The organism is Janthinobacterium sp. BJB426 (assembly GCF_002735705.1).
GTDB lineage: Bacteria > Pseudomonadota > Gammaproteobacteria > Burkholderiales > Burkholderiaceae_D > Janthinobacterium.
Genome location: NZ_PDZL01000026.1, coordinates 1 through 21403, shown reverse-complemented (window position 1 = coordinate 21403; position 21403 = coordinate 1). Strand labels below are relative to the sequence as shown.

The window sequence follows — 21403 nt, the reverse complement described above, 5'->3', positions numbered from 1 at the left end:
CCTTCCTTGGAACTCCTGACCATGCATACCATGAACCGTCTTGCCGCCGCCATCGTGCTGGCGTTTTCCAGCATCACCGTGCCGGCGCTGGCTTTTGACGCTGCCCCCGTCGTTGCCGCCGCACCGGCACCTGCGCCCGCCTTCGATCTTGAGCGCGACGTCGCCACCGCCCTGAAAGTGTTCGACGTGCCCGGCATGGCGATCGCCATCGTCAAGGACGGTAAAGTCGTCACCGCCAGGGGCTTTGGCGTGCGTAAGCTGGGCGAACCGGCGGCCGTCGACGCGCAGACCCTGTTCGAAGTGGCCTCGAACTCGAAAGGCTTCACGGCCGCCGCGCTGGCCATGCTGGTCGACGATGGCAAGCTGGCCTGGGACGATCCCGTCACCAAGCACCTGCCCGGCTTCCAGATGCACGATTCCTACGTGACGGGCGCCATGACCGTGCGCGATCTGCTGACGCATCGCAGCGGCCTGGGCTTGGGCGCCGGCGACTTGTTGTGGTGGCCGACCACCACCTTCAGCACCGACGAGATCATCGAGAAGCTGCGCTACATCCGTCCGGCCACGAGTTTTCGCAACAGCTATGCCTACGATAACCTGCTGTACATCGTGGCCGGCAAGATCATCGCCGACAAGGCGGGGAAAAGCTGGGGCGAGGCCATGCATGAACGCATCCTGGCGCCGCTGGGCATGACAGGCACCACCACCAGCCTGGCTGAAAATGCGGGCAAGTCCGACGTCGCCAGTGCGCATAGCAAGATCGACGGCAAGATCGCCGCCGTCAAATCGATGCCCGTGCCGAACGCCGTGGGCGCCGTCGGTATCAACACGAATGCGGAAGATATCGCCAAGTGGATGATGGTGCTGCTCGATGGCGGCAAGATCGCCGGTGTGAAGGACAAGGATGGCAAGGACGCGCGCCTGTTCAGCGAAAAGCAGGGCCGCGAGATGTGGACGGCGCAAACGCCGATCAAGATTTCCGAGCCGAAGCCGGCGCTGGCCGCGACGAAACCGAACTTCAGCGCGTATGGCCTGGGTTTCCAGTTGCGCGACTACAAGGGCATGAAAGTGGCCATGCACGGCGGCGCGCTGCAGGGATTTTATTCGCGCGTGGTGATGGTGCCGGAAGCGAAACTGGGCGTGGCCATTCTGACCAATGCGGAAAATGGCGGTTCCATGACGGCGCTGCAATGGCGCATCCTCGACCATTACCTGCAGGCGGCACCGTCGGACTGGCTGGCCCTGGTGGCCAAGGTGGAACAGGATCAGCATGCGGAGGAAGTGAAAAAGCAGGGCAAGGCGTCGAGCGCGCGCGCGGCGAAATCGCAGCCATCGTTGCCGCTGGCGGCGTACGATGGCGAGTATGAAGATGCCTGGTATGGCAAAGTCGTGATCAAGCCGGAAGGGAAAAAACACATTCTCAGCTTCACGCGCACGCCGGACCTGACGGGCGAGCTGGAACACTGGCAGCACGACACCTTCATCGTGCGCTGGAAGGAGCGCAATTTCAACGCCGATGCCTACGTGACGTTCTCGCTCAATCCCGACGGCAGCATCGACCGGGTAAAGATGGCGCCAGTGTCGGCCGAGACGGATTTCAGCTACGACTTCCAGGATCTGAGCCTGGCGCCGGTGAAGCCGAAAGAAGGCAAGAAGTAGAGCAGGCAGCAGAAGGCCACCGCGAGGTGGCCTTTTTCACATTATGGCTTGACGAACTTCAGGGTCATGCGGTCGCTCTCGCCGATGGCCGTGTATTTGGCACGGTCCACATCCTTGTTGGCGTAGGTGGGCGGCAGCGCCCACACGCCGCCCTGATGGTCTGCCGTGTCTTTCGGATTGGCGTTGATGTCCGATTTGCCCGCCAGTTTGAAACCTGCACCTTCGGCCAGCTTGATCACATACGCTTCGTGCATGTAGCCGCTGCTGGCCGTGGCATCTTGCGCCTTGTTCGCCGGCAGGCGGTGCTCGACGACGCCAAATACGCCGCCCGGTTTCAGGCTGTCATACACTTCCTTGAACAGGGTCTGCATGCCCGCTTCGCCGATCGGTATCCAGTTGTGGATATTGCGGAAGGTGAGCACCATGTCGGCCGTGCCCTTGGGCGCGATGCGGTAGGTGGTGGGTGGCGCGAAGGCGCCGATCTCCACCCTGCCGAAAGCGGCGGAATTGGCGTCGAGTTTTTGCTGGAAGCGCGCCGCGCCGCGGCGCGCGCCTTCGCTGGCGGATTGAGGATCGTTGCCGGCGGCGATCAGCTTGCCGCTGTCGCGCAGGTAGGGCGCCAGGATTTCCGTGTACCAGCCGCCGCCAGGCGCCAGTTCCACCACCGTCATGGTCGGTTTGATGCCGAAAAACGTCAGCGTTTCATACGGGTGGCGGGCGCTGTCGCGCAGCGCGTTGGCCGGCGTGCGCGCGCTGCCGGCGATGGCTGCCTTCAGGGCCGCGTCGCCCGCCTCGGCGGCCAGGGCCGCACCGCTGCCGCCACAGGCCAGCATGACCGTCAGGGCCGTGGCCAGGGATACTCGCTTCATCATCATATGCTCCATGCGTGATTGGATCGGTTGGTCAATTGGTGGCGATCGCCATCAACGCCGATCATCGGTCAAGCACGCAGGCCGGTCAAGCGGATTCCGTCCCCCATGCGGCGGCATACGCGGGCATCTCGCTGGTGTTGAGCGCATCGGCGACGGCCGCGCCACGGCCGTGTGTAAACGGCAGCTCGCCCGTCCAGACGGCATGCGCCATGTCGTCCGCGTCGTCGAGCGGGCCGCCCTTGCGCTGCTTGATGGCGCATTCGTCGAGCGCGATGCGCAGCACGGTGGTGGCCGCGTATTCCTTGGCGCTGCCGCCGCGCACGTGCGCCAGGCGTCCCGGCGCCAGCTTCTCCATCAACGCATCCATCGCCGCATGCTGCTGGCCGATGTCGCTGACTTTTTCAAACTGCCCGTACACCATCGCCGAGCGGTAGTTCATCGTATGATTGAAGGCGGAGCGCGCCAGCACCAGGCCGTCGAGATGGGTCACCGTCACGCAGACGCCCGTATCGCGCAGCAGCTGCTTGAGCATGCGGCTGCCGTTCGAGCCATGGATGTACAGGTGGCCACCGATGCGCCAGCAGGCGGTCGGGATGCAATGGTTTCCGTGCTCGTCCTGGAAAGCGATATGGCACAGGTAGGCGGCGTCGAGGATGTCGTACAGGCTGGCTTGCTCGTAGCTGGCCAGTTCGGCGACGCGGCGCACGCGGGTACGGGGGCTGGGGGGCAGGGCGGTAGAGGTCATGGCGGAAATCCCGTTGGTTGAAGAAGCAGGCCGCACTATAATCGGCATCTGGCCCTGAAAAAAGATCCAGAGCCGATAAATAATATAGAGCCACGCTTGAAGGACATATATGGATTTTGCTTTGCTGCTCAGTGCATTCGAGCGCACGCACCGCGAGCGGGGCTGGCCGCGCCAGCGCCTGCTGCATGAATGCCTGCGCGCGGCGATCCGCGGCGGCCAGCTGGCGCCCGGCACGCGGCTGGCCGCCACGCGCGTGCTGGCCGCCGAATTGGGACTGGCGCGCAATACCGTGCTGTACGCCTATGAGCAATTGGCCAGCGAAGGGTTTGTCTTGCCGGACCGGCGCGGCACCGTCGTCGCTGGCAGCGCCGGGGTGCCGGTGGTATCGTCAGTGAGCGGTGGCCATGATGGCTTGTCGCGCCGCGCCCGGCATTTGCGCGGCGTGGCGGGACAGGATGTGAATGCGGCGCTGGTGTTTCCCGCCGATGCCATGGGCGCATTCGCGCCTGGCGTGCCGGCGCTCGATGAATTTCCGCTGGCGCAGTGGCGGCGCATGCTGGACCGCGCGTGGCGCGCGCTGACGCCGCGCCAGCTCAATTACGGCGATCCGGCCGGCGAGCCGCAGCTGCGCATGGCCATCGCCGAGCATTTGCGCGCCGCGCGCGGCGTCGTCTGCGATGCGGGCCAGGTGTTCATCACGGACGGCACGCAAAGTAGCCTCGATGTTTGCCTGCGCGCCTTTGCCGACCAGGGCGACACCTTGTGGATCGAGCATCCCGGCTATGGCGGCGCGCTGGCGGCGGGCCGTGGCGCCGGCTTGCAGGTGGTTGGCATCGCCGTTGACATGGATGGTATCGCGCCGACGGATGACGACTGGCGCGACACGCCGCCGCGCCTGATCTACACGACACCGTCGCACCAGTATCCGACGGGCAGCGTGCTCAGTCCAGCGCGCCGCATGGCGCTGCTCGAACGCGCGCGCGCGGCTGGCGCCCTGATCATCGAAGACGATTACGACAGCGAATTTCGCCATGGCGGTCCACCCCTGGCCGCGATGCAGGGACTGGTGGCCGACGCGCCCGTCGTGTACCTTGGGACCTTCAGCAAGACCATGTTTCCCGCCTTGCGCATCGCCTTTATCGTCGTGCCGGCCGCGTTGGCCGGCGCCTTCGCGCAGATGCAGGCGCAGGGCGCCGCGCGTGGCCGCGTGGCCGAGCAGCTGGCGCTGGCCGACTTCCTGCGCAGCGGCCTGTTTGCGCGCCACGTGCGCCGCATGCGCAGGCTGTATTGCCAGCGCCGCGACGCCTTGGGTGAGGCGCTGCAGCGCCATGCGTGCGGCGGCGCGGCCATTCATGGCGGCACGGCTGGCATGCACCTGGCGCTGCGTTTTCACGATCGCGCATGGGATGACCTGGCGCTGAGCCGCAGCGCCGCGCAGGACGGCATCGTGGCGCTGGCGCTGTCTGCGCATGGCACGGGCGAGGGGGCGGGCTGGAACGGTTTCCTGCTCGGTTATGCCCAGGTGCCGGCCGAGAACATGGATGGCCTGGCGCGCCGCCTGGGCGCGCTGCTGCCGGCGTGATGCAACTACCTTATTGCTGGTCCTGCATCCACTGCTTCAAGCCGTTGACCCAGTTCTTGGCCGGCAGGTTGAACTGCTTCCTGATGGTGGCGGCGCGCTCGTATAGCTCGCTGAAGTCGAGCGATGGCGATTTTTTGAAAGCGAGAACGACGATGTTTTCATCTTCCATTTCCGGCACCCAGACGACGGCGTCGAAGACCAGTCCCATCGCCTGCAAATTCTTGTCGTAGTTGGGGAAGTCGCCGAAGACATTCGTGCACATGATGCCGTCGTCCGTCAGGCAGTCGTGGCAAGCCTGGTAGAACTCGGGGGTGTCGAGCACGGGGCCGCGCGCGTCTTCGTCATACAGGTCCACTTGCAGCGCGTCGACCGTGCCGTGGTTGGCCGGATCGAGCACGAAGTCGAGCGCATTCATTTCACGCACGTCGAGGCGCGCGTCGTTCGGCGGCAGTGCGAACTGGGCGCCGCAGATGGCGATCACGTTCGGATTGAGTTCGATGGCCGTGACCGTGGCATCGGGGAAGCGGCGGTAGCTGAATTTGGTCAGCGCGGCGCTGCCCAGACCCAGCTGCACGATGCGTTTGGGCTGCGTCTTGAACAGCATCCACATCATCATCATCTGCACGTATTCGAGCTCGATGGCGTCGGGCTTGTCCAGGCGCATGGCGCCCTGTACCCATTTGGTCCCCAGGTGCAGGTAGCGGATGCCGCGGTGTTCTGTGGTGGTGGCAGGCGGGTGGCCCGGGTGGCTGAAAGCGGTATGGGTGGTGGAGGTAAAGTCGGTCGTCATGGCGCCAGTTTAGCAGCCGGCCGAAAAAAAGACGCCGCAGCGTCTTTTTGGGGGAGAGCTCAAGATTGCTTGCGGCGGCGCGCCAGGAAGCCCAGTACGCCCAGCCCGGCCAGCAGCATGCCATACGTTTCCGGTTCAGGAACGGGGGCCAGGTTCAGGTTGAAGGTGCCGCCATAGCTGCCGCCATTGCTGTTGCCCATGACGGTGAGAACCATCGGACCGTTGAATAGCAGGCTGGTTTGCGCCAGCACCTCGCCCTGGGCATAGCCGAAGACGGTGGGTCCGCCAAAGCCCGTCAGCGCGATGCCGTTCAGGTTGGCGCCGCTGAAGTTGATGGAGGCCGCATCGCTTCCCGTGACCGACAGGTTGGCCAGGAAGGCTTGCGCGGTCGAGCCGAAAGTGGCGTCGGGAGTGAAGGTGAACGTATCGGTAAAGCCGCCGAGCGGAGTGGGCGTGGCGTTGAAGCCGCCCGTCCACAGGTCGCCAGTGGTGTTGGTCAGGTCCACGTTGTACGCTGTTGCCTGGGCTACGCCGATGGAAGCCGCGCTCAAGAGTGCTACTGCGATGAGTGATTTCAGTTTCATTTTTATCCCCGCGAAAAAACGATTGATGTTTCAAAAAAACCGTGCCGCTCAGATAAATTATCGCCAGGACATTTCATTGTCAATGAGCTATTTTTATATCATTATGCAAACTTAAATAGCTTATTTCTAACACACGGGCATGGCGCTCGCGATGTTGCAATATTAAAAACTCTAATTATCAATATAATACTGAAAAATAATTGCCCAGCGTGTGATGAAAAAATCGTTACACCAGTAACTAATTTCTGTCCAGCAAGGGAAGAATCAAGGTCACCGCCAGGCCGCCGTCCTCGCGGTTGGCCAGCGTGATGCGCCCGCCATGGGCTTCGGCGATTTCGCGCGCCAGGGCCAGGCCCAGTCCCGTGCCGCTGCGCTTGGTGGAATAGAACGGCACCAGCGCGTTTTCCAGCACGGCGCCGCTCATGCCCGGGCCGCGGTCGCGCACTTCGATGCGCAGCTGCCCTTGCGCCTGGCTGACGTGCAGGCCGATATGCTGGAGCTTGGAGCCGGACTCCAGCGCGTTCTTGAGCAGGTTCAGCAGTGCCTGCTGCATTTGCGCCGCATCGAACACGGCCGCCTGCGCGGGCGGCGGGCCGTCGAGCGTGAAGGCCGCCTGCGAGGCCAGGCTGTCGAGGAAAGGCTGCCACTCGCACGGCGCCAGGCGCGGCGCGGGCAGCTTGGCAAAGCGCGCATAGCCGAGGATGAAGGTTTCCAGGTGGCGCGTGCGCTCCTCGATGGTGGCGAGGATTTGCGGCAGGCGTTCCGTCTGGCCGCGGCGTACCAGCTCGGCGCCGGAATGGGCCAACGAGGCCAGAGGCGCCAGCGAGTTGTTGAGTTCATGGCTGATGACGCGGATGACTTTTTTCCAGGTCTGCACTTCCTGGCGGCGCAGTTCCAGGGTCAGCTGGCGCAACAGCAGCAGTTCGTGCTTGCGCCCGTTCAGGCTGAAGCTGCGCCGCGCCAGGTGATACACCTCTTCCTGTTCCCCCTCGCCGCTGGTAAACAGGCCGTCGTTGCGGCGCGCCAGCGCTTCGGCCAGGGCCGGTGCCGCCTGCTGCACGATGTCGGCCAGGTGATGCCCTTCGAGCCGGCGCCCCTGATGCAGCAACTGGCGCGCGGCCAGGTTGGCGTAGACGATGGCGCTGCCCTCGGCCACCAGCAGCATGGCCACCGGCGTGTTTTGCACCATGGTGTCGAGCAGCAGTTCGCGCTGCACCAGGTCCAGGCGCTGTTTGCGCAGCACGTCGCCGAGCGCGTTGTGGGCCGCCACCAGGTCGGCCAGTTCATCGTTCTGCTGCCAGCGCAAGCTGAAGCCGAAGTCGCCGTCCTGGTAGCTGGCGACCGTTCCGCTCAAGGCGCGAAACAGCGACAGCATCGATTGCAGCTGCGCGCGGATGGTAATGATGGCCACCGGCAGCACGCACAGCAGGGTACCCGCCAGCACCAGCAGCGGCTGGCCGGGTAAAAAATGCGCGAGCAGCAGGGCGATGACGATGCCCAGCACCAGCAGGGTGATGATCAGCGCCGTCCAGCGCGTGAGCAGGGAGAGACGCATGGGGCGGTAGGCCATCAGCCGCGCGCGATGCCCAGGCGTTCCATGCGCCGGTACAGCGCCTGGCGCGACAGCCCCAGTTCCTGCGCCGCCTGCGCCACCACGCCGTGCGCGCGCGCGAGCGCCGCGGCGACGCTGTCGCGGTCCGGCTCCGTCACGGCAGCATCCTGCGGCGCGCGCAGCGACGGCATACCGGCCAGCGGCAAGCCCGTCTCCTGCGCGCCGATCACCGGACCGGCCGTCAGCAGGCTGGCGCGCTGCATGACGTTTTTCAGTTCGCGCACATTGCCCGGCCAGCCATGCGCCAGCAGGGTGGCCTCGGCCTGGGCGTCCAGGGTTTTTTCACAGCCCAGGAAATGCCGCGCCAGCACCAGGATGTCAAGCGGGCGCTGGGCCAGCGGCGGCAGGCGCAGTTCGATCACGTTCAGGCGGTAGAACAGGTCTTCGCGAAACGTGCCGGCCTTGATCATCGCCGGCAGGTCGGCGTTGCTGGCGCTGATGACGCGTACTTTCACCTGCCGCTCGCGGTTCGAGCCGAGGCGCTCGAAGCGTCCCGTTTCCAGCACGCGCAGCAGTTTCATTTGACCGGCCAGCGGCAGGTTGCCGATCTCGTCGAGGAACAAGGTGCCGCCGTCGGCCGCGTCGAACTTGCCGTCTCGCGCGCGCGTGATGCCCGTGTAGGCGCCCGCTTCGGCGCCGAACAGTTCCGCCTCGATCAGCTCGACCGGCACGGCGCCGCAATTGAGCACGACGAAGGGGCCGCTGGCAACGTGGGAATTGGCTTGCACGATGGCGGCGATGCGTTCCTTGCCGCTGCCGTTCGGCCCCGAAATGAGCACGGGCACGTCGGCCCGCGCCACCTGGCACGCCAGGTGCACGACTCTTTCCGTGGCCGGGTCTTGCCACACCATGCCGCGCAAGTCGAAGTCGTGCTCCAGGGTGTGGCGCTGGCGCTGCTCGGCCACCACGCGCTGGCGCAGCGCGCGGTTGGCCTGTCCCAGTTCCAGCAGGTTCTGCACGGAAGCGATCAGGCGCCGGTCATCCCACGGTTTGGCCAGGTAATCGGCCGCACCGGACTTGATCAGGTCGACGGCCGCATCGAGCTGGGTCCATGCCGTCAGCAGGATCACGGGCAGGTCCGGGTGGCGCGCGCGGATGGCGTGGAACAGCGCGCTGCCTTCCTCGCCTGAGGTGGTGTCGGCCGTGAAGTTCATGTCCTGCACCACCAGGTCGATGGCGTGGCGTTCGAGCAGTTGCAGGCCTTCCTCGGGCGAGGCGGCGCGCACGGCGTCGATCTCGTGCAAGGAGAACAGCACGTCCAGCGCGATGGCCACGGCGGCATTGTCGTCAATAATCAGTACGGTAGGCATGCGCGCAGCATATCACTCAGGTGCCGGCTCAGGTACTGCGGGTGGCAGTGGCCGGCGAAATGCTGGCTGCGCGCCAGGCTGGACCGTACACCGCGCCCACGCCCAGCAGCCAGAACACGAGCGCGCCGGCCAGCAGATAGCCGGGTGGCAGGCGCGCCATTTCCAGCTGGCTCACCAGCAGCTGGTTCAAGCCCAATCCCAGCAGCACGCCGCACGCCACGCCGACGCTGGTGATCATGAAATTCTCGGTCAGGAAGTAGCGCAGGATGTCGATGCGGCGCGCACCGAGTGCACGGCGTACCCCGATCTGCTTGCGCCGCTGCGTCACCCACAGGCTGGCGATGCCGACGATGCCGCTGGCCGTCACCAGCAGCAGCAGGGTCGATACGGAGATCAGCATCCATGACAAGCCCTGGTCGGCCCGGTAGCGCGCCTTGCGATGCTGTTCCAGGGTGTCGGTGGTGACCAGCAGTCGGTCCGTGCTGGAGGTGCGGATGGCCTGTTCCGCCTCCTGCATCAGGCGGTCACGCTGGCCAGGTTCTGCCCGCACGGCGTACAGCAGCAGTCCACGCCCGCCCGTCAGGCGCGCCGGCAGCAGCGCCGAGTATTCGCCACGGGGCTTGGTTTGCGCTCCCTGGGTCTGCAGCCGCTCGACGACGCCCACCACGCGCAGTTCCGGGTCGTCCGAGCCGGTGCCCTGGTACAAGGTCTTGCCGACAAAGCTGGCCTCGCCGGGCCAGATCTTTTGCGCCGCCGCCCGCGTCAGTATCAGCACCTTGGGCGAGCTCTCGTCGACATCTTCGTTGATTTCGGGCACCTCGTCGGGCTGGAAATCGCGCCCTTCGACCAATTGCAAACCATACGTTCTAATCAGCGAATCGGGACTGACATAGGTGGATACTTCGGCGCTGGCCGAGGCCTGGCCGCGCTTGGCCGACACGCTGGTGGAGTGGCCTGAGCGCGACAGCACCGCCTGTGACGTTTGCGCCACCGACATCACGCCCGGCAGTGCGCGCAGCAGTGCCGCCTGGCGCTTCTGTTCGGCGAGCTGGCGCTCATGGCTGCCTCGGTTGAGGTTCTGGATATTGACGTAAAAAACGTCGTTTTCAGCGGCCACGCCGCTGGGCCGCGCGGCGACGGCCTGGCGTACGTTGACGATATACAGGGCGTTGGCCAGGATGGCCAGGCTGATCGCGACCTGCACGGCCACCAGGACGGCGCCGGTTTTGCTGCGCATCAGCGCCGACAGGATGGGACGGATTTCCATGCTGGACCTCATGTAGGGTAAAGGATGTTCATTGGGATTTGAGCTGGATAGCCGGCGTCACCTGGCAGGCGCGCCAGGTGGGCAACAGGCCGGCCATCAGGGCCGCCAGCACCGACATGGCAAACGTCAGCAACAGCATCGGTACATCCATGTGCGCGACGGTGCCCAGGTCCTCGGACTGCCGGCTGACCACGGCCAGCGCGCCAAGCGCCAGCAGCAAGCCCAGTACGCCGCCGGCCAGGCCGATCACGCCGCTTTCGATCAGGAACTGGCGGAAGATGTCGCGCCGCGTGGCGCCCAGCGCGCGGCGGATGCCCACCTCGCTGGCGCGCACGGAAAACTTCGCCAGCAGCAGGCCGATGGTATTGACCAGGCATAGCAGCAGAAAGCCGAAGGCCAGCCAGGCCGCCAGCTTGTTGTCGTTGTCGACTACCTGCAAAAAGCTCATCCACTCGTTCAGGTCGTACAGGCTGTTCGGCGCGTTGCGCTTCATGCGTCCCAGCTTGCGCTGCTCGCCCGCATAGGCGTCCAGGTACTGCTGCAGCTGGCCGCGCTCGCCGCTGCTGGCCATTTCGAACCAGAACTGCAGCCAGGTGCAGCCCGACGCGAGCCTGCCCTGGTAGCCGGGTGCGTTATTGTCGCCGTTGCAGCTCATGCCGCCATCGTGCTCGGTTTCGTGGCGGATGGCGCTGGCAAACGGAATGAAGAATTCATCCTCCGGGCCGAATGCGCCCTTGCTGCCGATAATGTGATGGGCGCGTGGCACTACATCCCAGGTGGCCAGCACGCCCGTCACCATGTAGGGCCGGCCCAGCACCGTGACACGCTGGCCGACCGGATTGCTGCTGCCGACCAGCTTTTCGGACAGCGCGCGGCTCAGCACGATCACATCGGCGCCGCTGGCGTCGTCGGCTTCGCTCCATGGCTGGCCGTACAGGAACGTCGGCTCGAACATGGCAAAGAAGTCGCGCGTGGGCGCCATGCCCTGCGCATTGAAGACGCCGATATCCTTGCGCAAGGGCTCGACCGGGCCGGCCACGCCGTACATCACGGTGCGGCGCACGCCCACTTTGCTGGCCATGAAATTGCGCGCGTCGATATAGCTCATCTGGGATTGCGCGAAGCTGGGTTTGTCGCCGGGTACGTAGCCCTTGACGGGCAGGATGTCGATCATCGGCACGAACAGGCGGTCGCTCTTGTGCGGCAGCGGATCGCCCGACATGGCGTGCAGGATGGTGACGGTGGACACGCTGGCGGCCACGCCGACGGCCAGGGTCAGCACCATCAGCGCCGTCAGGGCGCGGTTGCGGCGCAGGCTGCGCAGGCCCAGCGTGAAATAGTAGCGGAACATGGTCTCTCCTTACGCTGTCACGGGGTGCTGCGGCTTGGCCGACAGCGTGGCGCGGTGCTGCACCAGGTCCGACACCTGGCCGTCGATGATGTGCACATTGCGCTGGCTGCGCAGCGCCAGTTCCGGATCGTGCGTGACCATCAGGATGGTGGTGCCTTGCGCGTTGATTTCTTCCAGCAGTTCCATCACGCCGCGCGCCATCTGCGTATCGAGGTTGCCCGTCGGTTCATCGGCCAGCAGCAGCTTGGGCGAGCCGGCCAGCGCGCGCGCGATCGCCACGCGCTGCTGCTGTCCGCCCGACAATTCGGCCGGATAATGTTTCATGCGCGACGCCAGGCCGACCTTGGCCAGTGCTTCCTCGATGCGCTCCTTGCGCTCGGCGCGGTTGAAGCCCCGGTAGCGCAGCGGCACGTCGACATTGTCGAACAGGGACAGGTCGGGAATCAAGTTAAAACCCTGGAAGATGAAGCCCAGCTTTTCATTGCGCAGGCGCGAGCGGGCATTGTCGTCCATGCCCCTGACGTTGACGCCGTCGAGGATGTATTCGCCGTCCGTGAATTCCTCGAGCAGGCCGGCGATGTTCAGGAAGCTTGTCTTGCCTGAGCCGGACGGCCCCGTGACGGTGACGAATTCACCTTGTCGCACATGGATGTCGAAGCCGCGCAGGGCGTGGGTTTCGATCATGTGGGTGCGGTAGACTTTGCTCAGGTTTTGCATGCGCAACATGGAGGGCCTCTCAGGATATAAGTTGAATGATGTGTCAGTTGAGCGAGATGCGGGCAGCGTTCTCGAAGTTTTCCGTGCCGGCGACGACCACCTTATCGCCCAGCTTCAAGCCGTCGAGGATTTCCACTGCCGACACGCTGGTCGCACCCAGTTTGATCGGTGTGCGCGTCGCCACGCCATCGCGCACGACGTAGGCGAAACGGCCGCCTTCGGCTTCGACGAAGGAGCCGCGCGCCAGCATCAGCACATTCGGTTTTTCATCGATCAGCAGGCGCGCCGCCACGCGCTGGTTCTGGCGCAGGCCGGCCGGTTGCGCGCCATCGAAACGCACGCGCGCCAGCACCTGGTTTTTGACCACTTCGGGCGACAGCGCCGACAGCTTGCCGGTCGCCTTGATGACGCCCGTTTCGATCTCGGCGCGCATACCCAGGCCGATGTCGGCCACATAGGTTTCAGGCACCTCGAGTTCGACTTCCAGCTGCGACAGGTCGACCAGGGTCATCAAAGCCGTATTGGCTTGCACCACGCTGCGGTTGGCCACCGACAGGGTACCGATAAAGCCGTTGACGGGCGCGCGCACGGTCAGCTCGTCGACCCGGCGCTGAGCGTTGTCGCGGCTCAGGCGCTGGCGTTCGAGTTCATTGCTTTTTGTTTTCAGGGCCAGGGTCACGTCTTCGCTTTCCAGTCCTGCCGCCTGCGAAGCGTGCTTGCTGCGGATATCGGCCGAATTCAAGGCATCCTTGGCCTTCTGGTAATCGATCTTGGCGATGATGCCCACCTGCGCCACGCTTTCATAGCGTTCCAGCGTGCGCTGCGCGGACAGGCGCTCGATTTCGGCCATATCGGCTTCCCGGCGCGCCAGCAGTTTCTGCTTCTTGGCCAGGATCTGCTGGCGCGCCACTTCCGCCTCCAGCTGCTGCACGCTCGATTGTTCGCGCTTGAGGGCGTCGGACAGGTCCGGCGATTCCAGCACGGCCAGGATGTCGCCCTTTTCCACCGTGTCACCCGCCTTGGCTTTCAGCGTGACGGTGGCCACGGTGGTCGAATACAGGGTCGGGCTGATCGAGGCGACCACGCGGCCAGTGACGGCCGCGTCGCGGATCAGGGTGCCGCGCGTGACCTCGGCGATGCGCAGGCGGTTGCTGTTGACGGAATGCTCGCTGCTGCGCCAGCCGGCAACGACAGCGATGGCGCCGCCGATGACGATGACGGCGCCAGCCAGCAGCAGGGCGCGTTGCTTGTGGCGCTGGCCCGGCGGGGCGGACAGTACGGCGTCTTGGGAGGAAGTATCGCGGATCATGGTCATGTCTCGTGAAGGATGTCGTTTCCAAAGCACGATCCATGCCAGTTGTTAAGTCATTGATTTGAATGGTAAAAAAATTTTGCGTCCGGTTGTCCGCCGTGTCCGCGCTGTCCAGCGTGTCCGCGGGCGCCGCATTGTCGCGGCGTTTGCGCATGGATCTTGATATTCTGGCAATCGACCTGATCTGCGGCACAGGCAGTGATGGCGCGCGGCGCCATGCTGGCCATTTTTTGGAGCATGATGTCGCCTTCGCCCTCTCTTTTTGCCCGCCTGCGTCCCTGGTTGCGCCAGTTTGCCAGCCTGCCCGAACCGCCGGAACTCGATTATCCATTTGCCGCCAGCGACATCGCCATGCTGCAGCGCATCGACGGTGGTGTGCCCCAGCTCGATAGCCAGACGTGGAATGAAATGCTGCTGGATGCCTACCATGCGCAACTGGCCACGCAGACCAGCATTCTTGGCCAGCAGCGCTTGCATCAGCGCCTGGCCAGCGGCACGGCGGACGCCGCATCGTGTGCGCGCATCGCGGCCTTGCTGGCCGCGCCGGCACAGCAGGCGGTGATCGAGCAAGCCATGCTGCCGCTGCGCACGGCAGACGTGGAAGTGGCTGCGCTGCTGTGTGGTGCCGCGCCGCCCGCGTCGCCGTGGTGGAGCCGCTGGCTGCTGCTACCGCCGTTGGCGCTGTTGGCATCGCTGCTGACTGCGTGGCTGTTTGCGCCGCTGGCATGGGCCGTCGCGGTGGCCGTCTGGTTCTCGCTGATGGCGTTGCAGATGCGTTTTTACGAGCGTTGCAAGCCGTGGGAGCGCAGCGTCTTTACCTTGCAGCAGATACTGCTGGTGCACGGCCGTCTGGGGGCGCTCGATACGGCATTCACGGCGGAGCTGCGAGAAGGCGGACGGGCTGCCGGCGTGATCAGTCGGCAGATTACGCCAGTGCGCTGGATCAAGATGGTTCCCTTGCTGAGCGAATATGACGACTGGCTCATGTTGGGCAATATCCGGCGCTATTTTCACAGCCTGCGCGTGGTGCGGCGCGAACGCGCCTTCCTGCGCCAGAGTTTCCTGCTGTTGGCCGACCTGGAGGCGGACTTGGCCCTGGCGCGCCATCTGCGCGGTCGCGAAGAGTTTTGCTGGGCGCAGGAAAGCGATGCGCGGCAGTTGTCGCTCGATGCCATGGTCCATCCGTTGCTGGCAGGTGCCAAGCCCCTGTCGCTGCGGCTCGATGGCCGTGGCGCGTTCATTTCGGGGCAGAATGCGGTGGGCAAAAGTACCCTGTTGCGCGGCGTGGGGCTCAATCTGATCAGTGCGCGGGCTTTCGGCTTTTGTTATGCGCAGGCGGCCCTGGTGCCCATGCTGCCCTTGTATTCGAGCATGCAGAATGAAGACTCGCTCGATGGCGGCGAAAGTTTGTATATCGCCGAATTGCGGCGCGCGCGCGAATTGCTGGCGCTGGCCGAGAAGGGCGCGCCGGCGCTGTTCCTGATCGATGAAATCTTCCGCGGCACGAACCACCTTGAATCCGTGGCGGCCGCGGCCGCCGTGTTGCACAGCCTGGCCGCGGGCCACCTGGTGATCGTCTCGTCGCATAACCTGGTGCTGGGACCCTTGCTGGAAGACTGCCTGGCGCCGTGGTGCGTGCGCCGCGATGACGCCGGTGCGCTGCTACTGGCGCCCGGCGTGCTGCAAGCGACGAATGGCATCGCCTTGCTGGCACAGCGCGGTTTTGACGCCGGCATCGCGGACAAGGCGGGGCGCGTCTTCGACTGGCTCAGCACGCATATGGCGCAACCGGCCGATTGCGGCGGCGTGCTCGAACGGGCCTGAGGGCCGGGCTTACTTTTCCTGCTTTTCGGGCGTGCTCTTGTCGATCACTTCGCGGCAATCGCCGCGGATGATGGCGTTGTCGTAGTTGGTCCAGCCATAGCTGTCGACGTAGCGCTTGTGCTGCTTGAAGCGGGGGCTGGCGATGCTCCATTCGGGCTGTTCGCCGGCAAAGCGGATGTCGCCCAGGTCAAGCAGGGTGTGGAACATGTTTTCCGTCGACAGGCGGGCCTTTTGATGGCGCCGCAACTGCGTGACCTTGTCCGGATAGTGCTGCTGGAATTGCGGCGAATACCAGACGAAGGCGGGCACGTGGAATTCGAACTGCGTGTTGTGGCCGTGGAAGGCCAGGCGGCAGGTGCCGTCGTACAGCGTCTGGCCGTGATCGGCCACGTAGACGAGCGAGCTGCGCAGGGCGGTGCGCTGGCCGTCGTCCTTCAGCATGCCGATCACGTTCGACAGGAACCAGTCCGTGTACAGGATGGAGCTGTCGTAGCTGTTGTTCAGCTGCGGCTTGATGGCCGTGTCCGTGTAGACGGGCTTGTCGACGCCGAACAGCGACGGCTGCCACTTGTCGAACGCCTTCGGATAGCGCTGGCTGTAGTTCCAGTGGCTGCCCAGGGTGTGCAGCACGATGAGTTTTTTCGGTGCCGGGTCGGCCAGCGCGTTCTTGAACGGGTCGAACAGGATCTGGTCGAAGTTCGAATTGTTGGTAAAGCCGCCCAGGTTCAGGAATTGCACCACGTCCGCTTCCTTGGCAAACACGGACACGGGCGTGTCGAACTGGCCGAACGAGATCTGGTTCGACAGCCAGTAGGTCTTGAAGCCCGCTTCCTTGTAGGCGGTGAGGAAGGATTTTTCCGAGAAACCATCCTTGAGGCTTTGCGTGGCCGGTTTGCGCGAGATGATGACGGGCACGGACAGCCGCGTGGCGGAAACGGCCGTGATGACGTCGGCCAGCGGCACCAGGTTGCTTTCCTGTTTCAGCAGGGGATTGGTGTCGCGCTCGTAACCGTTCAGGCTCCAGCGGTCGTAGCGCGACGATTCGCCGATCACCATGACCACCACTTCCGGATGGGGATCGGGCTGTTGCTGGTGCGCGCCGAAACGGAAGCTGCTGCTTTTCTGTCCCAGTTCGGCCAGGTACCGGCGTTCTTTATAGAAGTCGAAGCCGCGCGCGGCCAGGCCGAAGGGCCAGGAATTGCTGACGGTGTCGAAGGCGTAGGGCAGGCGAGCCCAATGAGGCAGGCTGGGCCAGCCCAGGCCCGTCTCGTCGGCGCCGGCGATGCTGGCGTTCTCCGGCTTGCTGCTTTCCTCGTCTTCCTCGGCCGTGTCGTCGTCGGCCGAACTGGCGTCGCCGAAGCCGGAGGCGCCCGCCTTGCCGCTGGCCGCCGGTTGACTGGCCTTGGCTGATGCTGGGGCGCTGTGCAGGACTTTGGCGTCGAAACCGAATTCGTAGCCATACCACCAGAAGCCGCCCAGCAGGAGCAGCAGCACGAAGGCGGCCGGGCGCGTCTTGCCGCGCCAGTCGAGGTTGCGCGTGCGGGTGGCCGCATACCAGCTGAGCGCGCACCAGGCGATCACGCCCAGCATGACTGCGCCCATCAGCCAGACCTTTTGTCCGAGGAATTCCATTGCTTCCTTGGGGCTGGTTTCGAAGATGATGCCCAGGTGGTGCGTGGAAATGCCCTGGCCATAGAAGATGAACAGGTAGATTTCTGTCGGCAGGGCGAGGAAGGCCGGCACCAGCAGCCAGTGGAAGTAGGCGGGACGCTTGAACACGCTCCAGACGGCCAGCCAGGCCAGCAGCTCGAAGGTGAGCATCTGCCAGGGATGCTCGGGCGCACGCCCCAGCAGCGCGGGGACGAAAGGCACGGCCGTCAGCAAGGCATACGTCAGGAGCAGGAACAGATTGGCGGGGCGAAGCAAGGAGCGCATAAGGGGAGGGCGGCGAAAAATGTCCGCTATTATCAATCCTTTTGTTGTCTTGCGGTCATACAAGAATGCGCGCGCCCGATGCTTGGTTGCAGGGAAAGAATGCCAAATCATCAAGCGCCGCGAGGTGCCGGCGTCCGCGTGCTGCGGTCAAAGATTAGTCAAAATGCCACAAAAGTCGCGCTTTTTTGCCTTTTTTTATAGCAAAAAGCGGTAAACCGATTGACCCCCTGTAACACAAGGTCTAAACTAGCGAGTTCTCGATTTTATTCTGCTCATCGTTTACGTATTGCTTGGCATTTCATGGCCGCTCCTTATCGAGTGGCTGCGGGCGCCTCCGGTGCGCAGTAGATGAAAGCGGGACGAGGTTTTAGTCGCCGGGCATCTTGCCCGGGTTATTAATCGTAGTTTTTTGTTGGATTTATAACGATGCCAACCATCAATCAATTGATTCGCAATCCACGCGTCGCTTTGACCGTGAAGAGCAAATCGCCGGCGCTGGAAAACAGCCCGCAAAAACGTGGCGTCTGCACACGTGTTTACACCACGACTCCAAAGAAGCCTAACTCGGCTCTGCGTAAAGTCGCTAAAGTTCGTCTGACCAATGGTTTCGAAGTCATTTCGTACATTGGCGGTGAAGGCCATAACCTGCAAGAGCATAGTGTTGTGCTGTTGCGCGGCGGCCGCGTCAAGGATTTGCCGGGTGTGCGTTACCACATGGTTCGCGGTGCCCTGGATACCCAAGGCGTTAAAGACCGTAAGCAATCGCGTTCGAAGTACGGTACCAAGCGCGCTAAAGCAGGCAAGAAGTAATAAGTTGTACGCAGCAAACCCAAGTTTCGCTCAGTGGCAACTAGCTAAGTGAATGTAGTCGACCGCATCTGGTCGAGTAAGTGGAAGACTATGATGGTCGTCCGCGAGTGTGCGAAGAACGCGCGCTCAACTGAAGATTGAAAGGAATTGATATGCCACGTCGTCGTGAAGTACCCAAGCGCGAAATTTTGCCAGATCCAAAATTCGGCAACACTGATGTCGCTAAATTTGTAAACGTGCTGATGCTGTCCGGTAAGAAATCGGTTGCAGAAAACATCATCTACGGTGCTTTCGAGCACATCGCAGCAAAATCGGGTAAAGATCCACTCGAAGTTTTTGCTACCGCAATCAACAACGCCAAGCCGTTGGTTGAGGTGAAATCCCGTCGCGTCGGTGGTGCAAACTACCAGGTGCCGGTCGAAGTTCGCCCAGTCCGTCGTATGGCTCTGTCCATGCGTTGGTTGCGTGAAGCTGCTAACAAGCGCAGCGAAAAATCGATGCCACAACGCCTCGGCGGTGAGCTGATGGAAGCGGCTGAAAGCCGCGGCGGCGCGATGAAAAAACGCGACGAAGTCCATCGTATGGCTGAAGCGAACAAAGCGTTCTCGCATTTCCGCTTCTAATATAAAGCCAGCTACCGCAAGGCGGCTGTCAAGCATCTGTTGTTCGAGGCCGGGCTCATTTTTGCAAAAAAATGCTGCTCGGTTTTGTCCATTCATTTAGGATTAATTATGGCCCGCAAGACCCCCATTGAGCGCTATCGTAATATCGGTATCTCCGCTCACATCGATGCAGGTAAGACGACCACGACCGAGCGCGTCCTGTTCTACACAGGCGTGAACCACAAGCTGGGCGAAGTCCATGATGGCGCTGCCACCACCGACTGGATGGCACAGGAGCAAGAGCGCGGTATCACGATTACCTCGGCTGCTGTTACGTGCTTCTGGAAAGGCATGGCAAACAACTTCCCAGCTCACCACATCAACATCATCGACACCCCAGGCCACGTTGACTTCACCATTGAAGTGGAACGTTCGATGCGCGTGTTGGATGGCGCCTGCATGGTTTACTGTGCAGTCGGCGGCGTGCAGCCACAATCGGAAACGGTATGGCGTCAGGCTAACAAGTACAAAGTGCCACGTCTGGCCTTCGTGAACAAGATGGACCGTACCGGCGCCAACTTCTTCAAGGTCTACGATCAGATGCGTTCGCGTCTGAAAGCCAACCCAGTACCTATTCAGATGCCTATCGGCGCTGAAGATGTCTTCACCGGTGTTATCGATCTGGTCAAGATGAAAGCGGTTATCTGGGACGACGCTTCGCAAGGCATGAAGTTTGAATACGGCGAGATTCCTGCACACCTGGCTGCTGATGCTGCCAAGTGGCGCGAGAACATGGTTGAAGCCGCTGCTGAAGCGTCGGAAGACCTGATGAACAAGTACCTGGAAGAAGGCGACCTCTCGGAAGAAGAGATCAAGGCTGCCCTGCGTCAGCGTACCATCGCCAGCGAAATCGTTCCAATGTTGTGCGGTACCGCCTTTAAAAACAAGGGCGTACAAGCCATGTTGGACGCGGTCATCGAGTACCTGCCATCGCCAATCGACATTCCACCTGTCCCAGGTCTGGACGAGGACGAGCAGCCAGTCGAGCGCGCCGCTGACGACAATGAGAAATTCTCGGCATTGGCGTTCAAGATCGCAACCGATCCGTTCGTCGGTCAGCTGTGCTTCATCCGTTGCTACTCGGGTACCCTGAATTCGGGCGACTCGGTGTTGAACTCCGTGAAGCAGAAGAAAGAGCGTATCGGCCGTATCGTGCAGATGCAAGCGAACGAACGCGAAGAAATCAAGGAAATGCGCGCTGGCGACATCGCCGCTGTCGTGGGTCTGAAAGACACCACCACTGGCGATACGCTTTGCGACGAGAAGGCAAGCGTCGTTCTGGAGCGCATGGTCTTCCCTGAGCCAGTGATTTCGCAGGCAGTCGAGCCAAAAACCAAGGCCGACCAGGAAAAAATGGGCCTGGCGCTGAACCGCCTGGCAGCAGAAGATCCATCGTTCCGCGTGCGTACCGATGAAGAATCGGGCCAGACCATCATCGCCGGTATGGGCGAGTTGCATCTGGACATCATCGTTGACCGTATGAAGCGTGAATTCAACGTTGAAGCGACCGTCGGCAAGCCACAAGTGGCTTACCGCGAAACGATCCGTAAAGTGTGCGAAGAGTCGGAAGGCAAATTCGTCAAGCAATCGGGTGGTCGTGGTCAATACGGTCACGTGGTTCTGAAGATCGAACCGCAAGAACCGGGCAAGGGCTTCGAATTCGTTGACGCGATCAAGGGCGGTACCGTTCCTCGCGAATACATCCCTGCAGTTGAAAAAGGTGTGCGCGACACGCTGACTTCGGGCGTGATGGCTGGTTACCCAGTCGTCGACGTGAAAGTCACGCTGTTCTTCGGTTCGTACCATGATGTTGACTCGAACGAAAATGCATTCCGCATGGCCGCTTCGATGGCATTCAAAGATGGCTGCCGCAAAGCATCGCCAGTCATCCTGGAGCCGATGATGGCCGTGGAAGTGGAAACGCCGGAAGACTACGCCGGTACCGTGATGGGCGATCTGTCGTCGCGTCGCGGCATGGTGCAAGGTATGGATGAAATTGCTGGCGGTGGCGGCAAGATCATCAAGGCCGAAGTACCTCTGTCGGAAATGTTCGGTTACGCCACGTCGTTGCGTTCGTCGACCCAAGGTCGTGCGACTTACACGATGGAATTCAAGCACTATGCTGAAGCACCTAAGCATGTGACTGAAGCAATCGTAAGCTCGAAAGCTAAGTAATAGAAGTTCCGGGCCGGCTTTCACGAGAATGCCGGTCCCTACATTTAAATCATTGTTCTAAGGAAGAATAAAATGGCAAAAGGTAAATTCGAACGGACCAAGCCGCACGTCAACGTCGGCACCATCGGCCACGTCGACCACGGTAAAACCACGCTGACCGCTGCAATCGCAACGGTTCTGTCGAAGAAATTCGGCG

Annotated in this window: 18 protein-coding genes; 7 read left to right on the top strand and 11 right to left on the bottom strand. The window is 62.7% G+C overall.

What is annotated here, in order from left to right; genetic code table 11:
* Positions 1 to 21: 21 nt before the first annotated feature.
* Entirely contained in the window at positions 22 to 1659 is a 1638-nt protein-coding gene (locus CSQ93_RS25935) for a serine hydrolase (protein WP_099380540.1), read from the top strand.
* A 41-nt stretch (positions 1660 to 1700) separates the two neighbouring features.
* On the opposite strand, the gene CSQ93_RS25930 is transcribed toward CSQ93_RS25935, so the two are convergent.
* Both CSQ93_RS25930 and CSQ93_RS25925 read right to left on the bottom strand, forming a co-directional pair.
* Positions 1701 to 2528: a class I SAM-dependent methyltransferase gene (locus CSQ93_RS25930; protein WP_199534516.1), complete on the bottom strand. Its 828-nt coding sequence runs from the start codon at positions 2526 to 2528 to the stop codon at positions 1701 to 1703.
* Positions 2529 to 2616: 88 nt separating this feature from the next.
* Positions 2617 to 3276, bottom strand: coding sequence for a pyridoxamine 5'-phosphate oxidase family protein (locus CSQ93_RS25925; protein ID WP_099380521.1), 660 nt, complete (start codon positions 3274 to 3276; stop codon positions 2617 to 2619).
* A 109-nt stretch (positions 3277 to 3385) separates the two neighbouring features.
* Here CSQ93_RS25925 and pdxR point away from each other — a divergent pair, with 109 nt between their 5' ends.
* Positions 3386 to 4858, top strand: a complete 1473-nt coding sequence (pdxR, locus tag CSQ93_RS25920) for a MocR-like pyridoxine biosynthesis transcription factor PdxR (RefSeq protein ID WP_099380520.1) — start codon at positions 3386 to 3388, stop codon at positions 4856 to 4858.
* Between the two features lie 10 nt (positions 4859 to 4868).
* Here the strand turns inward: pdxR and CSQ93_RS25915 are convergent, their stop codons facing one another.
* The 8 genes from CSQ93_RS25915 to CSQ93_RS25880 form a co-directional block, all read right to left on the bottom strand.
* The gene (locus tag CSQ93_RS25915; protein ID WP_099380519.1) at positions 4869 to 5648 is read right to left on the bottom strand and encodes a spermidine synthase; all 780 of its coding nucleotides are present in this window, start codon (positions 5646 to 5648) and stop codon (positions 4869 to 4871) included.
* 59 nt (positions 5649 to 5707) lie between these two features.
* Positions 5708 to 6232 carry an FxDxF family PEP-CTERM protein gene (locus CSQ93_RS25910; protein WP_099380518.1) on the bottom strand — a complete coding sequence of 175 codons (525 nt, stop codon included), beginning with the start codon at positions 6230 to 6232 and terminating at the stop codon, positions 5708 to 5710.
* Positions 6233 to 6470: 238 nt separating this feature from the next.
* Entirely contained in the window at positions 6471 to 7787 is a 1317-nt protein-coding gene (locus CSQ93_RS25905) for a sensor histidine kinase (RefSeq protein WP_233516352.1), read from the bottom strand.
* 14 nt (positions 7788 to 7801) lie between these two features.
* Positions 7802 to 9154 (bottom strand): sigma-54-dependent transcriptional regulator, encoded by a 1353-nt coding sequence (locus CSQ93_RS25900; protein ID WP_099380516.1) that lies wholly within the window; start codon positions 9152 to 9154, stop codon positions 7802 to 7804.
* 28 nt (positions 9155 to 9182) lie between these two features.
* Positions 9183 to 10421 carry an ABC transporter permease gene (locus CSQ93_RS25895; RefSeq protein ID WP_099380515.1) on the bottom strand — a complete coding sequence of 413 codons (1239 nt, stop codon included), beginning with the start codon at positions 10419 to 10421 and terminating at the stop codon, positions 9183 to 9185.
* Between the two features lie 28 nt (positions 10422 to 10449).
* Positions 10450 to 11772, bottom strand: a complete 1323-nt coding sequence (locus CSQ93_RS25890) for an ABC transporter permease (protein ID WP_099380514.1) — start codon at positions 11770 to 11772, stop codon at positions 10450 to 10452.
* Between the two features lie 9 nt (positions 11773 to 11781).
* Positions 11782 to 12498: an ABC transporter ATP-binding protein gene (locus CSQ93_RS25885; RefSeq protein ID WP_099380513.1), complete on the bottom strand. Its 717-nt coding sequence runs from the start codon at positions 12496 to 12498 to the stop codon at positions 11782 to 11784.
* A 34-nt stretch (positions 12499 to 12532) separates the two neighbouring features.
* Entirely contained in the window at positions 12533 to 13798 is a 1266-nt protein-coding gene (locus CSQ93_RS25880; RefSeq protein ID WP_099380538.1) for an efflux RND transporter periplasmic adaptor subunit, read from the bottom strand.
* 219 nt (positions 13799 to 14017) lie between these two features.
* On the opposite strand from CSQ93_RS25880, the gene CSQ93_RS25875 reads away from it, so the two are divergent.
* Entirely contained in the window at positions 14018 to 15625 is a 1608-nt protein-coding gene (locus CSQ93_RS25875) for a MutS-related protein (RefSeq protein ID WP_233516351.1), read from the top strand.
* A gap of 9 nt (positions 15626 to 15634) precedes the next feature.
* On the opposite strand, the gene CSQ93_RS25870 is transcribed toward CSQ93_RS25875, so the two are convergent.
* Positions 15635 to 17560: a phosphoethanolamine transferase gene (locus CSQ93_RS25870; RefSeq protein WP_158301372.1), complete on the bottom strand. Its 1926-nt coding sequence runs from the start codon at positions 17558 to 17560 to the stop codon at positions 15635 to 15637.
* A gap of 426 nt (positions 17561 to 17986) precedes the next feature.
* Between CSQ93_RS25870 and rpsL the strand changes: the two genes are divergently transcribed.
* The 4 genes from rpsL to CSQ93_RS25850 form a co-directional block, all read left to right on the top strand.
* Positions 17987 to 18370 (top strand): 30S ribosomal protein S12, encoded by a 384-nt coding sequence (rpsL, locus tag CSQ93_RS25865; RefSeq protein WP_010394376.1) that lies wholly within the window; start codon positions 17987 to 17989, stop codon positions 18368 to 18370.
* Between the two features lie 152 nt (positions 18371 to 18522).
* Positions 18523 to 18993 (top strand): 30S ribosomal protein S7, encoded by a 471-nt coding sequence (gene rpsG, locus CSQ93_RS25860; RefSeq protein WP_010394377.1) that lies wholly within the window; start codon positions 18523 to 18525, stop codon positions 18991 to 18993.
* A 108-nt stretch (positions 18994 to 19101) separates the two neighbouring features.
* Entirely contained in the window at positions 19102 to 21207 is a 2106-nt protein-coding gene (gene fusA, locus CSQ93_RS25855; RefSeq protein ID WP_099380512.1) for an elongation factor G, read from the top strand.
* Between the two features lie 72 nt (positions 21208 to 21279).
* The coding region (locus CSQ93_RS25850) for a GTP-binding protein (RefSeq protein ID WP_017454492.1) at positions 21280 to 21403 on the top strand (124 nt) is incomplete at its 3' end.